The sequence below is a fragment of the Photobacterium sp. NCIMB 13483 genome (assembly GCF_003025475.1).
Classification (GTDB): domain Bacteria; phylum Pseudomonadota; class Gammaproteobacteria; order Enterobacterales; family Vibrionaceae; genus Photobacterium; species Photobacterium piscicola.
In genome coordinates this window covers 20,784-34,272 of sequence record NZ_PYLV01000015.1, presented here as the reverse complement: position 1 = coordinate 34,272, position 13,489 = coordinate 20,784, and the positions used below count along the sequence as shown (strand labels likewise).

Below are 13,489 nucleotides of genomic sequence, written 5' to 3'. Positions count from 1 at the left end.
ACTTTTTATTAAGTACTATAAATTAAAGCTCTTCTTTCAAGATCTTCATTAATGGTTATTTATCAATTGGAAATAATTTCCCTTCAAAAACAGTACCATAAATAGGAATATCTTTTAGCTTTTTCAACTCAACTTTATAAGGGTCTTGTTCTAAAATGGTAAAGTTTGCAATCTTACCTGTTTTGATACTACCCAAGTTCTGTTCTTGTCCCCAAGAGTAAGCCGCTTCAATCGTAATACCACGCAATGCTGCATCACGAGATAAAGCTAAATCAGGACGCACGACGTTCCCTGAGTTGGTAATACGTGTGGCAGCGCTCCACGCTAATAGTAATGGATCAGACGGTGCCATTGGAGCATCTGAATGAAGAGAGACTGATATGTTCTCTTTCTCAATGGTGGCTAAACGTACCATCGCATGAGCACGTTCTTTACCTAAACCAACCTCACCAAATTTTTCACTAAAACCTGTCACGTAATAAGGATTTACGCTAATAATTGCGCCAAGGGATTTTAGCTTCTTAATTTGTGCATCGGTTGAGTTAGCAAAATGAATAATGGTAAAACGGTGATCTTTACGTGGATATTCTGCTTGGCGCTTTTCTAAAATACCAATAAGCTTCTCAACCCCAAGATCACCATTTACATGTACTAATACTTGGTAATCATTTTCCCAGAAGATCTTGGTAATCGCTTCCACATCTTCTGGTGTTTGAATCCATTCACCATGATGTCCATCTTGATAGCCGTCTTTCATTTTCATTAATTGTGAAATGATCGCACCATCAAATAACAATTTAACTTGTTTATCAAAATAACGAACTTTACCCGTTTCTGGTAGTGTCGTTGTAATACGCTCCACTTCTTTTAATACACCCTCTTTTCCTTTTGTGAAATAAGGTGTTTTACTCTCAGGTGTAAAAAACGAATACATAGGTGTTGATTCACTGCCTAACACATCAAGATAAGTGTCAATCATATAATCAGGAATAAAAGCACCAGGCTCATTATAAGCCGTCACACCTTTTTGGTGTAACATGGTTACCATTTGCTTTAATCCAACAGTAAAACGTTCTTTATTGGCAAGATCTGTTGCAATGCGTGGTAATAAATAAATTAATGCGCCACCTTCTAAGAAATGTCCTTTTTCTAAATGAACTTGATCCGCGACTTCTTTTCCTAACTTATCTACATCCGCTTGGTTTAACTTATATTTTTCAATAAAAGCTGAATTGACATAAAACTCATGCGCAGAGCGATGCCATACACCAATCGGACGGGTGCTTGAGATCTTATCCAACTCTTGACGTGATAATTCGCCATGGAAATAGTTATTAAAACCCCATGTCCATAATGTTTCATTAGGATCTTTTAATGCTTTTTCTTGAGCCGTTAGCGCAGCAATATAATCCTCATGATTGGTTACTGCTGGCCATGTTTTATTAGGTAACTGCCACTCTTCTGGCGCAATAACGGGCATGTTTAATGTCAATGCACCTAAAAATGGGTGTAAATGCTGTTCAATAAAGCCAGGCATTAGCACTTTGTCATTCAAATCTATCTTTTTAGAATCTGGATATTGTTTTAGTGCATCTTTCTCAGAACCAACGTAAACAATTTTGCCATATTGACTCGTTACCACAGCTTCTGCTGTTGGTTTTGCCTTTTCCATCGTAATAATTGGACCGCCATAAAAAATGGTTGTCTCAGGTGTTGTTGATGGGGCCGCAAATGCCGAGTAAGAAATAACTGAAGATAAAAATAATAAAGACGAGGCTATTTTAGTCTGTTTCATAAACATGATTTATCCTTAAATCTAACGTGTCTTAAAGATATACTATCTCATTCAAAAAAACGAATAATTAATTGATTTTAAAACATTGTTTACAGTTAATTATTCCCGTCTTATATTAAAAATGCCTGTACTATATTGAATATGATTATTTATATTTAAAACTAGAGACAAGTGACAAACTCAGTTAAAGTTATTTATAGATAGATTAGTATTATAAGGAAGAATATACGATGAATCTTGCTCAAGCTGTACTGACAGTACCCTCACATATGGTGCCCGGTGGTATGCCGCATCCGAATCTTAAGCAACTGGGGTTTAAAGATTTTGAGCGTTGTTCTATCGTCGATAAAACAAAGCTAACGCAATTTAAATTTTCAGTGCCCGCCTTAAATGCTACCGAAGACCAATTCGACGAAGCTATTGAGCAATTTATCTGGCTTTTTGCCAAAGGCACGCCTTATGTTATCGATAAAGAATTTAGCGATAATACACCTGATAGCCACCACCGTTATTACTACACCAATAATAAACGTGTTTGCGAAGTAATCCGCTAATTATATCTGTTAATGGCCAATCTATCGTATTGATTTAGATTGGCCACCCCGCCTTAGGCCATTACAACTGTGCTAAGGTGCCATTATCAGATTGTATTCGTAGCCAATCACCGTCAGCTTTTAATAATAGTAGCGTGCCATCTATATTGACTGACTTTTCAGTTAAGTGATTAAGTTGATGGGTATTATTTCTAAATACACGCTTTAAATTTGTTCCTAAAAGCGTGTTCATATAATGTTGTAAAGCAGCGTCTTTTTGAAACACCACGGTGGTATTATCCGCTAATTGAATCTGTATTTGCTCAATATCAGTAACAACAACCTGCTGTTGTGCCAATTCAGAGGCAAGATCTAGATCATTAATACAACTCGTTGTAATAATCACTACAGTATTACTCATCGCCATTTCCTATTGAAGAGACATCTATCGTTAACGATAAATTACACCCACCACTACAAAAATAACATAAGATCATTTTTATATTGCATAACCCTGTAGTACTCAGAAAATGCTCGCCACGAACAAGTTACGTAATCAAATGTAGTAAAAACAACATCGGAACATCATAAAAGTGTCATCGTTATTTCCTACTCTGATGGCTAATTACACACTAACTATAAATATAACAACAAAGAAAGAAGGAATTACACTTGTCATTTACCACTCAGACGATAACCAATAACAACATAACGATGCCATCTTACCTTGCTATTTTTGACTTAGATGAAACCCTTATTGCAGCAGACTCAGCCCGCCTATGGAGCCATTTCCTTGTTGAGAAAGGGCTAGCGCCTGTTACATTACTCACACATGAAGCCACCATGATGATCGCCTATGCTAAAGGCACGCTAGATATGAACAGTTACATGACCACGACACTTGAACCACTAAAAGGGAAAAGTCCTAACGAGATAAAACAACTGGTTGATGACTTTATTCAAGACATTATTATACCAGCAATATATCCACAAGCACTTGATCGTATCGCATGGCATCGCAAACGAGGAGATCATATTTTGATTATTTCTGCGACAGGCGAGCATCTGGTAAAACCAATAGCAACCGCCCTTGGTATTGATAATGTTATTGCAATTGAAATAGAACAAAATCAAGGGGTATATACTGGAAAAACAACCGGAATATTAAGTTTTAAAGAAGGAAAAGTTGAACGTTTAAAGTTATGGTTACAACAACAAAAACACAGCTACAAAGGCAGTTATGGTTACAGTGATTCAATCAATGATTTACCATTACTTAGCTTGGTAAATAAGCCTTTTGCTGTTAATCCTGATCCAATATTAGCCATGCATGCTCAGATGCAAGAATGGACGATCATGGATTGGCGTCACGACAACAATATTCTTCGTTAACGGCGTTCTTCCCCTTTCGTTATATTAGCGCCCACCTTCTCAAAATAAGCAACACGATCACTATAAAAAACGCACAATAATGAGAGCCGATTGCTCATCAAACAATAAATAGTATCATTATGCTTGATAATACATTTATCAGTACCCATTTACAGATAGTAACAAACTAAATTAAATTTCTTGTAGCAAACTATAGATGTAGTACAGCGAACGTAATACAGTATTCGCGCATTCTATTTCGATTTACAAATTATGATGGTGTATTCATCACCTATTCAACATCGGTATGGGAATACTATAATTTGTGAATAATCTTATTTAGCAAGGCTGATGTTAGCGAAACGACCATCAACCAAGCAACGGTACACCCTACCACTGACAGGGTATTGAGAAGGTAATTATAATGACTCCACAAGAAAAAGAACTTATTCAAAGCGTTGCTGCTAAGCTTCAAAAAAGCCCTGAAAGCAAGAAAGATGCAGAAGCAGAGCAATTTATTAACACTGAAATTGGCGCACAGCCTGATGCTATCTACAAACTAACACAAGCGGTTCTTGTGCAAGAAATGGCATTAAAGCAATTAAAAGAAAAGAACGATTACCTAGAGAAAAACGCTGAATATTATAAAGAAGAATCAAACCGTGGCACCATGAGCCGTATGTTTGGTGGTTCTCGTCAAGCGCCTCCACAGCCTCCACAACCCCCTGTTCGCCAACCAAGTGCTTTTGGTGGTTTCATGCAAACAGCAGCGGGTGTCGCGGCGGGTATGGTTGCAGGTAGTGTGATCAGCAATATGCTGTTTGATGATAAACCAGCTGAAACAGCTGCGGCAGATCCAGCGCCAGCAGCAGACGCGGCAACAGACACAGCACAGACGGATACAGCAGCTGACGCAACGACTGATCCACAAGCTGATAATGAAAGCTTCTTAAATGATGACTCAAACAGCTTCGCTTCTGACTACACCGGTGGTTTTGGTGATGCAGGCTTTGGCGATAACAATGGCGGCTTTGGTGATTCAGGCTTCGGCGGTGATGATAACGGCTTTGGTAACTCAGGTTTCGGTGACGACAGTGGTTTTGGCAACGACGACACCTTTGCTAACAATAGCGGTTTTGGTGATACCGACGGCGGCTTTGGCGGTGATTTTGGTGGCGACGACGACGATTTCTAATCGCTTTGTCCTGACCTACAATAAAGAGCGCTTATGCGCTCTTTGTTTATTATATAAGCCAGCTCTCAATCTCTCTCCATGCTTATTTCACCACCCTTCTGCTGTAAGCATTACCTCAGTATCCTGACACCAGCTTACAAAAAATATTGCGTTTATTTTAAAATTTCCATCGTAACGTTTAATACGCCAGTGCGAGGATTACCAATGGCTTTAAATGCAGAACTTGATAAATCAATCATACGCCCACGAATAAAAGGCCCACGATCATTAATAGTAACAATCACACTTTTATGATTACTGGTGTTGGTTACTTTTACTCTTGTACCAAAAGGCAATGTGCGGTGGGCAGCGGTAAGCTTACCTTGATCAAAAATTTGTCCATTCGCTGTCTTTCGCCCTTGAAACATATTGGCATAAAAAGACGCTTTGCCATAAATCACCTTTGATGAAGATGTTGGTGCTGATATTTGTGTAACCTCTTTCTTATACTCAACAGGTTTTACGATCAACACTGGTCGTTGTGGTTCAACTTTTGCTGTTTTATCAGGTATATCTGATGTTGCACACCCAGACACTATAATCAAAAGAACCGAACTTAAACCCCAATTTCGTATCATAGACCTATTCATACTAATGACCTCCACCGAACATTATGATTCAGCTGTTTAGTTATACATCAATATAAAACAGCCAGTGCTTACTAAATTCTATCACCAAATGTACGTAAAAATGGAACGAATTAAAATTTACGATTTTTAAATAAAAAAAACCGACATTATTGATAATGTCGGTTACAAAAAGGAAATAATAAAACATACTGTTCTCGCACCATCTTTTATTTCTACATCCATTGTAAAAATAAGCAATGACAATATATACAGAGCAAGCTGCATGCCAACGTCTATTTTTTAGTGATATAAATAAAATAGCCACTAATAATATCCATTACCGCCATTGTCATAGTATTAATATCCTTTATGCAAATATAATTTATATGTAACCGTGCAAAATGCATTGCATAACTCTGTGCATTATTGAAACAAGGTAAATATAAATTACGTAACTTTACCCTAGTCGCGCACCACAAAGCCCTTTAAAATGCCCGTTTTCAATCAATACAGATATATTTTATGTTTAAGTTATTAACGTCAATGCCACCATTGGTCGCATTATCAATTGCCATCATTTTTGAAGTCATTGCCACTTCGTTTATACCCAAAGCAGAGCAATTTACGAAACTGGTACCCAGTGTGATTATTATTACAGGTTACGCGATTGCGTTTTTCTTATTATCTGTCACCGTAAAAACCATGCCAGTGGGAATTGTATATGCAATCTGGAGTGGTTCAGGCATTGTTCTGGTCGCAACCATTAGCTATTTTGCTTATGGTCAACGCTTAGACTTACCCGCTATTATTGGTATTGGATTAATTATTGCGGGTGTATTAGTGGTTAACCTTTTATCAAAAACTGTTTCGCATTAACCCTCTCAATTAAACCTTTATCGTTGTTTTCATTTAAAGCTAAACAGGAGAAGCCTTAACTTCTCCTCTGTTTTTAACACCAATACAGCAACCACCAACACCGCGGTAATTAATACCCAATAGAAGCAATAAAATTATGTAGCCAGTGCTGCCCTAGTGGCGTAAATACAATAATAAAAACACTGATATTAATAAAAATTGTTAGCCATAAAATAGCTTTAAACGGTTGTTTTTGTGATTTATGCCGCAGGATTTTCTGCGCCCATAACGCACCAGGCCAACCACCAGCTAATGCTAATAAATGCAAGCTCGCTTCTTTGGTTCGCCATGCCTCTTTGCGTGCTGCTCGTTTATCATGGGCATACACAGCAAAAGTCACAATACTTAAACAGACATAACCAATTAATACCCAATACGGGCACTGAAATAACCATACACACAGGCTAACCAATCCAAGGAACAACACACTGAATCCTTGGGCCTTACTCATTGGAGCCGTATATTTATCTAACCCAGAATGAGGCTTAACAAATTCAACAGCTTGTGCAGCTTGCTTACCTTTATTATCCCTACCCAATTGATAATGCACACTTTCATTCACTCTAGGGCGGCTTTGGCGATCCACTAATGCGCTAATATGAAAAAACACATTTTCACCCCCCGCTTGAGGTTGAATAAAGCCAAAGCCTTTTTGATGATTCCATTGCACAACCGTGCCTTTATATTTCATGTTTTACCTATTGTTTTACACTGTAAACAGAACGAAGATTAATTAACGATGAATAATAGATAACACCATGAATTACTGATGCTTTATTATAACAATTATCAATGAATACTTTGTTTAATAATGGCTATAACGACATTACACTGCCGTAAACCTTTTTTTGCTATCAAGTTAATACTTTCATCATTAAAAATATCACAATTGTTGAGTGCAATTAAAGTAATGCATACAATAGCAACACACCCTCTTCCATTATTGTTATTAAAATAATTGTCGTAACCACGGCTTAATATTCATCTATACATCTCGTTAATTTGCTTATTGCGCCTTTCATCAAATTAGGTGAACCATGTTTAAACGCTTTGAAAATTTCACGGAAGCATTTCCCAAACAAGACCCTGAGCAACCACCACAAGGTATTATTGCTTTTTGTCGTTACTATAGCCGAGGCTTTGAAAAGCCATTGATTATAATGGCAATCCTTAGTGCAACTGTTGCTATTCTCGAAGTTGTGTTATTCGGTTTCATGGGAAAACTGGTTGATTGGCTAACAGAAAGTGATCCACATACTTTTCTGGCTCAAAATGGTACGAGTCTGTTTTGGTTAGGGTTGGTTATTTTGGTCTTAATGCCAACACTGGTATTAATTTCATCGTTAATTACCCATCAATCATTATTGGGCAACTATCCGATGTCAATTCGATGGTTAGCACACCGTTACTTGCTCAAGCAAAGTGTGTCGTTCTATCAAGATGATTTTGCTGGTCGTATCGCGACCAAGGTTATGCAAACCTCACTTGCGGTGCGTGAAACAGTAATGAAAACCGCTGACGTATTTGTCTATGTCTCGGTATATTTTACGTCATCGTTAGTCATTCTAGCCCAAGCTGACTGGCTATTAATGCTACCAATGTTATTTTGGTTAGCCGCTTATGTGTGTATTCAACTTTATTTTGTACCTAAACTTAAACACATTGCAGCAGAACAAGCAGACGCACGTTCAACCATGACGGGCTCAATTGTGGACAGCTACACCAATATTTCCACAGTTAAATTATTCTCTCACGATCAACGTGAAACCGAATATGCCGAAAAAGGCATGAAAGGCTTTTTAAGCACGGTTCATCAACAAATGCGGTTAGTAACAGGGTTTAACTTCTGTGTTCAATTAACTAACTATACCCTGCTGTTTGCCATTTCTGCGATCTCGATTTATTTATGGATGCACAGTGCAATTCAAGTGGGTGCCATCGCAATAGCTATCAGCCTTGCATTACGCATCAATGGTATGTCGATGTGGATCATGTGGGAAGTGGGCGCATTATTTGAAAACATAGGTACGGTTGTGGATGGCATGAAAACTTTATCAAAACCAATTGCGATTGAAGATGCCCCTGATGCTAAACCATTAGATGTCACTCAAGGTGGTATTGAATTTGATGATGTTAGCTTCCATTATGGCGAAAATAAAGGCGTGATCAGCCATCTTAACCTCAATATTAAACCCGGTGAAAAAGTGGGTTTAGTCGGGCGTTCTGGCGCAGGTAAATCAACCTTAGTTAACCTATTATTGCGCTTCCATGATGTTGAAGGCGGACAAATACGCATTGATGGCAAAGACATTACCTCTGTTACTCAAAACTCGTTACGTTGTAACATTGGTATGGTTACCCAAGACACCTCATTGCTGCATCGCTCTATTCGTGAAAACATACTCTATGGCGCCCCTGATGCTGGTGAAAAACGTTTATTAGCGGCAACACATCAAGCACATGCCCATGAGTTTATTGAAACGCTCACCGATTCTTTTGGTAATGTCGGCTATGATGCTCAAGTGGGTGAACGTGGCGTTAAACTTTCAGGAGGACAACGTCAGCGAATTGCTATTTCACGGGTCTTACTTAAAAACGCTCCAATATTGATTCTAGATGAAGCCACATCAGCATTAGATTCTGAAGTTGAAGCCGCAATTCAAGACAGTCTTAATAAATTGATGCAAGGTAAAACCGTCATAGCCATTGCCCACCGTTTATCGACCATTGCCGCGATGGATCGTTTGATTATCCTTGATAAAGGCCAAATCATTGAGCAAGGCTCCCATGCTGAGTTATTACAGCAAAATGGCATTTATGCACAATTATGGGCGCATCAGACGGGTGGCTTTATTGGCGAGCAGGATGTTTCTGACAGCGCTGATGATTTGAATCGGAATATATAGCTGTAGTGCCACTATAACGAAGCCGCTTTTTTAGCGGCTTTTTTTTGTTATGTGCTTTATGGTGGGTTAGCTGATTAGCTAACTTACTTATGGACAAAAGCTTGTTAGGTACTCTGCTCTATTTAGGCTGGTAAGTATTAGGAAAAATAAGGGTAATGTTATGGTCTACTTAAGTTTACTAGCACTCAATTTCCCCGTGGCATTAATCAAAATAATATGATCTATACTTACCCCTGAACTTTTGGCTTCTTCTATATATTTAACAAGTTCATAGTATGAACTACTTGGACACCCAGAATTGAGCACTACGTAAATTCCTTTATCTGTTTTTTCGCCACATTTGTATTGAGTAAGTTGGTGCGTAAGACCACTCAAGGCATTTGGGTTTTGTGACAGCTTAAGTTCGACACAGATTTTAGATCCGTTACCTTGGGAAAATTTAAAATCAACAATACCACCACCAGTACTTGTTTCTGGTGATATATCAACATCATACAATTCACAGGTTCGACGCAAATATGATTCAAATACTCGTTGAAAATGTTTTTCTGGCCCATCTTTCAAACTTCGCCACAGATCTCTCTCTTCAACTTGATGCTTGAATGAATCAATCTGCGTCAAAAGCCAGCTATACAGTTCGTTCTCATCCATTTTTAACTGGAAAAATAACTTTGTATCTCCCATTAAAAAGCCAAAATTTTGATCGATCAATTCCAAGTGCTTTTCAATGCCAATCAGGTTTTTTGATTCTATCATATTGACTATTTGATCACTGATGTCAAATAGATGTTCGAACATAAGCCATGCTTTGAATACATCGTGATCAGTCTCCCCTTCAAACTCAAAATCAGCGATTAAAAACTCCCAATCACCATCTTCGTCATAGCTTTTGAAACGGTCTGCAATCCTTGATGAGATATAGTCTTTTCGTTTCTGATTAAAATGACATCTTAGCTTGTTCAAAAGGAAGGTATGAAAGGTTGGCACATTCATTTCTTTTACATGAATGTTGCCATACGGAATGTTTCTAACGTTATGGTTATGATAACGGGCATCGCTTGTAGCTCTGTCATACTCATGATATACAGCTTTAGCATCGGAAGAATTTGGTTTAATCAAAGGTGAAGTGTACTTAAAAATATGATTCCGTTCTGATACGATCGATGAATCAATACACTTTCTTAGTTCTTTCACTTCATCAGTCATAGTCATACAATCCCATATCTTCTAAGTGGCTATTAATTATAAAGATTAAAAAGGGGTATGTCTTGCCTCCTATCTTTTATATGCCATAACATTCAATATTATAAAATCAGAATCTAGCAGATTTGATCTAAGGCATATGAGCTAGTCATGGAAGCTAGCTCATATGTGGACAGAGCTGAGCCAGCGTATACTTAGCTGGCTCTATGATGGTTACTCCATAGCTAAGAAGCGATTAGAGTCTATCAAAGATAGAGCCTTTTCTTGGACTAAATAATTTCTCGTAAAACTTAGTTGCATAATCATCCGTCATTCCTGAAACAAAATCACAAATCACACGCATTTGAGCTGCTACTTTCTTATCTCCATCAAGACCTTCACCAGCTTGTTTCCATCTAGCCAGAGTTGCCTTTGGAAGAAATCTTTCTGGATCTTTGGCTAGAGTTTGAAATAATTCAATAACTAGTTTCTGCCCTTTAAATTCTAATTGCTGAACGTTCTCATCTTGAATTACTTTTTCTACAACCAAATTAAATATACAATCTCTTACTTCCTCCACCTGTTCAGTCAACTTTATATTGAAGCGTAAAAGTGGGTCCTCACATCCTGAACCATTGTCCACAAACTTAGTACTATTAATCATTAGGTTAACCAAAGCGCCAATTGCTTCCTTACGCTTATGACTAGCTCCAAATAGATTTGTCAAAATGCTCTTATATCGAAGGGATTCGTTATCATTTGCCACGTCATTGAACAAGGACTCTTTACCTTGAAAATGTTCTTCCCAAGAAGTTTTGGTAATCATGCCTAAAGAAAGAGCATCTTCTAAGTCATGAAGGCTATATGAGATGTTGTCAGCTAAGTTCATAATTGAGCAATCTAGTGACTTGTACAACGTTAGTTTGTGTGGCTTTTTGTGATCAACTTTAGTCTTGGTAAATTTCTCAATATCCTCTAGAGAAAAGCCATCAGATATGAATTCAAATATATCTGAGTCTATATCGTGATAACATTTTGGCGGTTTCTGAGTGTTAGCTTTGAAGAGCCAATATGGTAGGTGTTCATCCTTTTCAAACTTATAGGAGTCTTCATTAACCAGTTCCTTGTATGTAACCGGATATTTAAGAATGCCCAATAACATTCTCCGAGTAGGATTCAAGCCGTGATGCTCAGTATATTTATCTAGTTTTCCAAGAATTCTTAATGTTTGACCATTTCCTTCAAAGCCGCCATAAGCTCTCATACAGTAATTTAACGCCACTTCTCCACCGTGACCAAATGGGGGGTGGCCGATATCATGAGCTAGGCATATGCTAGTAATTAAAGCAGATTCTGGCAGGTGTTCCTTTAAACCCACATCACCATTTTTGTCAAGAAATTGAACAATCCCGCGTCCAATCTGAGCGACTTCCATAGAGTGTGTTAAACGTGTTCTATAAAAATCATTTTCGCCTAAACCCAATACCTGTGTTTTAGACTGCAATCGGCGAAAAGCAGCCGAGTGTATCAGTCTTGATTCATCTCTTTCATATTCACTGCGAGTATCATTAGGCCTCGAACATTGCTCTAATCTTCTTTGTGTTAACCTATTCATTCAGAACTTCCTATTCATCGTGTATCATATTGACAGGTTAGTTTAGTTTAATATGAACTCTTGTAAATCAAGTATCTAGTAAACTTTAAACTACGACACAATGTGAGCCTAATACCTTTCCCCTTCTCACAGCAGATGAGCATACTGAAAAAAACAGAGCACTAGAATCATCCAATCATCAACACAAGGAAATACAATTAAGATTAGAATTAATAGGGCAAATATACATTAACAGTATGTGAATGAGTAAAAGAACTAACAACTAATGGGGCAAATTCGAGCTAGCCATAAATGAATTAGCAAGAAAACTAACCCATAGTTGGACATTAATGTGTGAGACACCTTGATCTATTTGAGTTGGTAGGTATTAGGAAGAGTAAAGATATCAATGCAAAGTTAAGGTGTAACATTCATGTGCGATTAAGGTGAGAGAAGCGAAGCAGATGCACGTTTAGAATCACATCTAAATGTTTTATAAGCTTTATTTAGTTCAGCTCGTAAATATTTTTTTATGTAACTTAAACTAATTGACTGATTTCCGCTCAACGGAACACTAATTACGGGCGTATTATTTCGATTTGCTCGGTCTATTTCTAACCTAACCCACTTAGATTGTGGAACAGAATCTGTGTTGAGCAGCACAACAAGATCAGAATTATCTAGTTGCTCAATGACAAATTTTTGTTTGTCCTTTGCATCATTATCTATGATATCTACAAACGGCTTGCCATAGTCAGAGGCAATATTTGAAATAGACTTGAGATGTTCAACCGTAATCACCGCATCTCGAAGGGTATAGCTTATGAAAATGTTCATTACGCAATGCGGCCTTGAGAAAACAAGAAAAAACCCACAATGGACAAAGACATTAGAACAAAGTAAAGCGACATTGATAAATTAAACATAGCTTTAACCCAACTAACGTTTACAGTTGAGATGTTATTACTTGGAAGTCGGTTTCTTGATGCTATAGCCTGAAGCCTTATATTCATACGCTTTCTTGTAACACGCTGGTAATAATATGCAGTAAAGTCAGCAATCCAAAAACCAAACGTAACAAGAAAGGGAACCACAAAGTATGAAGGGTCTAGAGTATCAGATGTTAATTTACTAAGTGCTACAGCTACAATACCGATTACTGCTACACATAGCTTTTTAAATTCGAAACAGTTTTGACTAATTTTCAAAGTCGCTTCATGAAGTTGATCAACTTCAACCCAATCCATTTCGTCAGCAGCATTACGCTTATACTCTTCAAAACCACACTCATCACTCATTATATCTAATCTCTATTTTATATTTAGATAACGCTATTATACTGGTTAGCTTTACGATAAAAAACTAACTGCTTATTAATGAGCATGCTTAC

13 protein-coding genes are annotated in these 13,489 nt (G+C 37.6%); 5 read left to right on the top strand and 8 right to left on the bottom strand.

What is annotated here, in order from left to right; genetic code table 11:
• Positions 1–55 precede the first annotated feature (55 nt).
• Positions 56–1,795, bottom strand: coding sequence for an amidohydrolase (locus C9I86_RS12610; RefSeq protein ID WP_080156567.1), 1,740 nt, complete (start codon positions 1,793–1,795; stop codon positions 56–58).
• A 230-nt stretch (positions 1,796–2,025) separates the two neighbouring features.
• Between C9I86_RS12610 and C9I86_RS12605 the strand changes: the two genes are divergently transcribed.
• Complete coding sequence (locus C9I86_RS12605) at positions 2,026–2,349, top strand: hypothetical protein (protein ID WP_080156209.1); 324 nt, start codon at positions 2,026–2,028, stop codon at positions 2,347–2,349.
• A 61-nt stretch (positions 2,350–2,410) separates the two neighbouring features.
• On the opposite strand, the gene C9I86_RS12600 is transcribed toward C9I86_RS12605, so the two are convergent.
• Positions 2,411–2,749 (bottom strand): hypothetical protein, encoded by a 339-nt coding sequence (locus C9I86_RS12600; RefSeq protein ID WP_107276522.1) that lies wholly within the window; start codon positions 2,747–2,749, stop codon positions 2,411–2,413.
• Between the two features lie 251 nt (positions 2,750–3,000).
• Between C9I86_RS12600 and C9I86_RS12595 the strand changes: the two genes are divergently transcribed.
• Together C9I86_RS12595 and C9I86_RS12590 are read left to right on the top strand one after the other, a co-directional pair.
• Positions 3,001–3,720 (top strand): HAD family phosphatase, encoded by a 720-nt coding sequence (locus C9I86_RS12595; RefSeq protein WP_235865788.1) that lies wholly within the window; start codon positions 3,001–3,003, stop codon positions 3,718–3,720.
• Positions 3,721–4,123: 403 nt separating this feature from the next.
• The gene (locus C9I86_RS12590; RefSeq protein WP_107276521.1) at positions 4,124–4,894 is read left to right on the top strand and encodes a DUF2076 family protein; all 771 of its coding nucleotides are present in this window, start codon (positions 4,124–4,126) and stop codon (positions 4,892–4,894) included.
• A gap of 152 nt (positions 4,895–5,046) precedes the next feature.
• On the opposite strand, the gene C9I86_RS12585 is transcribed toward C9I86_RS12590, so the two are convergent.
• Positions 5,047–5,511, bottom strand: a complete 465-nt coding sequence (locus C9I86_RS12585; RefSeq protein ID WP_199190788.1) for a septal ring lytic transglycosylase RlpA family protein — start codon at positions 5,509–5,511, stop codon at positions 5,047–5,049.
• 534 nt (positions 5,512–6,045) lie between these two features.
• On the opposite strand from C9I86_RS12585, the gene C9I86_RS12580 reads away from it, so the two are divergent.
• Positions 6,046–6,378, top strand: a complete 333-nt coding sequence (locus C9I86_RS12580; RefSeq protein ID WP_199190789.1) for an SMR family transporter — start codon at positions 6,046–6,048, stop codon at positions 6,376–6,378.
• Between the two features lie 109 nt (positions 6,379–6,487).
• On the opposite strand, the gene C9I86_RS12575 is transcribed toward C9I86_RS12580, so the two are convergent.
• Complete coding sequence (locus C9I86_RS12575; RefSeq protein WP_107276518.1) at positions 6,488–7,108, bottom strand: cold shock and DUF1294 domain-containing protein; 621 nt, start codon at positions 7,106–7,108, stop codon at positions 6,488–6,490.
• A gap of 346 nt (positions 7,109–7,454) precedes the next feature.
• On the opposite strand from C9I86_RS12575, the gene C9I86_RS12570 reads away from it, so the two are divergent.
• Entirely contained in the window at positions 7,455–9,323 is a 1,869-nt protein-coding gene (locus tag C9I86_RS12570) for an ABC transporter ATP-binding protein (RefSeq protein WP_107276517.1), read from the top strand.
• A 165-nt stretch (positions 9,324–9,488) separates the two neighbouring features.
• Here the strand turns inward: C9I86_RS12570 and C9I86_RS12565 are convergent, their stop codons facing one another.
• From C9I86_RS12565 to C9I86_RS12550, 4 genes are all read right to left on the bottom strand, one after another.
• Positions 9,489–10,529, bottom strand: a complete 1,041-nt coding sequence (locus tag C9I86_RS12565) for a hypothetical protein (RefSeq protein ID WP_107276516.1) — start codon at positions 10,527–10,529, stop codon at positions 9,489–9,491.
• A gap of 232 nt (positions 10,530–10,761) precedes the next feature.
• Positions 10,762–12,120, bottom strand: a complete 1,359-nt coding sequence (locus C9I86_RS12560) for an anti-phage deoxyguanosine triphosphatase (protein ID WP_107276515.1) — start codon at positions 12,118–12,120, stop codon at positions 10,762–10,764.
• 420 nt (positions 12,121–12,540) lie between these two features.
• Positions 12,541–12,936: a TIR domain-containing protein gene (locus C9I86_RS12555; protein WP_107276514.1), complete on the bottom strand. Its 396-nt coding sequence runs from the start codon at positions 12,934–12,936 to the stop codon at positions 12,541–12,543.
• Positions 12,936–13,397: a hypothetical protein gene (locus tag C9I86_RS12550; RefSeq protein WP_107276513.1), complete on the bottom strand. Its 462-nt coding sequence runs from the start codon at positions 13,395–13,397 to the stop codon at positions 12,936–12,938. The genes C9I86_RS12555 and C9I86_RS12550 overlap by 1 nt, the downstream gene beginning before the upstream one ends.
• Positions 13,398–13,489: the final 92 nt, after the last annotated feature.

Bases quoted from the DNA above. Each gene is read 5' to 3' on its own strand.
- C9I86_RS12610 (WP_080156567.1), bottom strand. From the start codon at position 1,795: ATGAAACAGACTAAAATAGCCTCGTCTTTATTATTTTTATCTTCAGTT.
- C9I86_RS12605 (WP_080156209.1), top strand. From the start codon at position 2,026: ATGAATCTTGCTCAAGCTGTACTGACAGTACCCTCACATATGGTGCCC.
- C9I86_RS12600 (WP_107276522.1), bottom strand. From the start codon at position 2,749: ATGAGTAATACTGTAGTGATTATTACAACGAGTTGTATTAATGATCTA.
- C9I86_RS12590 (WP_107276521.1), top strand. From the start codon at position 4,124: ATGACTCCACAAGAAAAAGAACTTATTCAAAGCGTTGCTGCTAAGCTT.
- C9I86_RS12585 (WP_199190788.1), bottom strand. From the start codon at position 5,511: ATGATACGAAATTGGGGTTTAAGTTCGGTTCTTTTGATTATAGTGTCT.
- C9I86_RS12580 (WP_199190789.1), top strand. From the start codon at position 6,046: ATGCCACCATTGGTCGCATTATCAATTGCCATCATTTTTGAAGTCATT.
- C9I86_RS12575 (WP_107276518.1), bottom strand. From the start codon at position 7,108: ATGAAATATAAAGGCACGGTTGTGCAATGGAATCATCAAAAAGGCTTT.
- C9I86_RS12570 (WP_107276517.1), top strand. From the start codon at position 7,455: ATGTTTAAACGCTTTGAAAATTTCACGGAAGCATTTCCCAAACAAGAC.
- C9I86_RS12565 (WP_107276516.1), bottom strand. From the start codon at position 10,529: ATGACTGATGAAGTGAAAGAACTAAGAAAGTGTATTGATTCATCGATC.
- C9I86_RS12560 (WP_107276515.1), bottom strand. From the start codon at position 12,120: ATGAATAGGTTAACACAAAGAAGATTAGAGCAATGTTCGAGGCCTAAT.
- C9I86_RS12555 (WP_107276514.1), bottom strand. From the start codon at position 12,936: ATGAACATTTTCATAAGCTATACCCTTCGAGATGCGGTGATTACGGTT.
- C9I86_RS12550 (WP_107276513.1), bottom strand. From the start codon at position 13,397: ATGAGTGATGAGTGTGGTTTTGAAGAGTATAAGCGTAATGCTGCTGAC.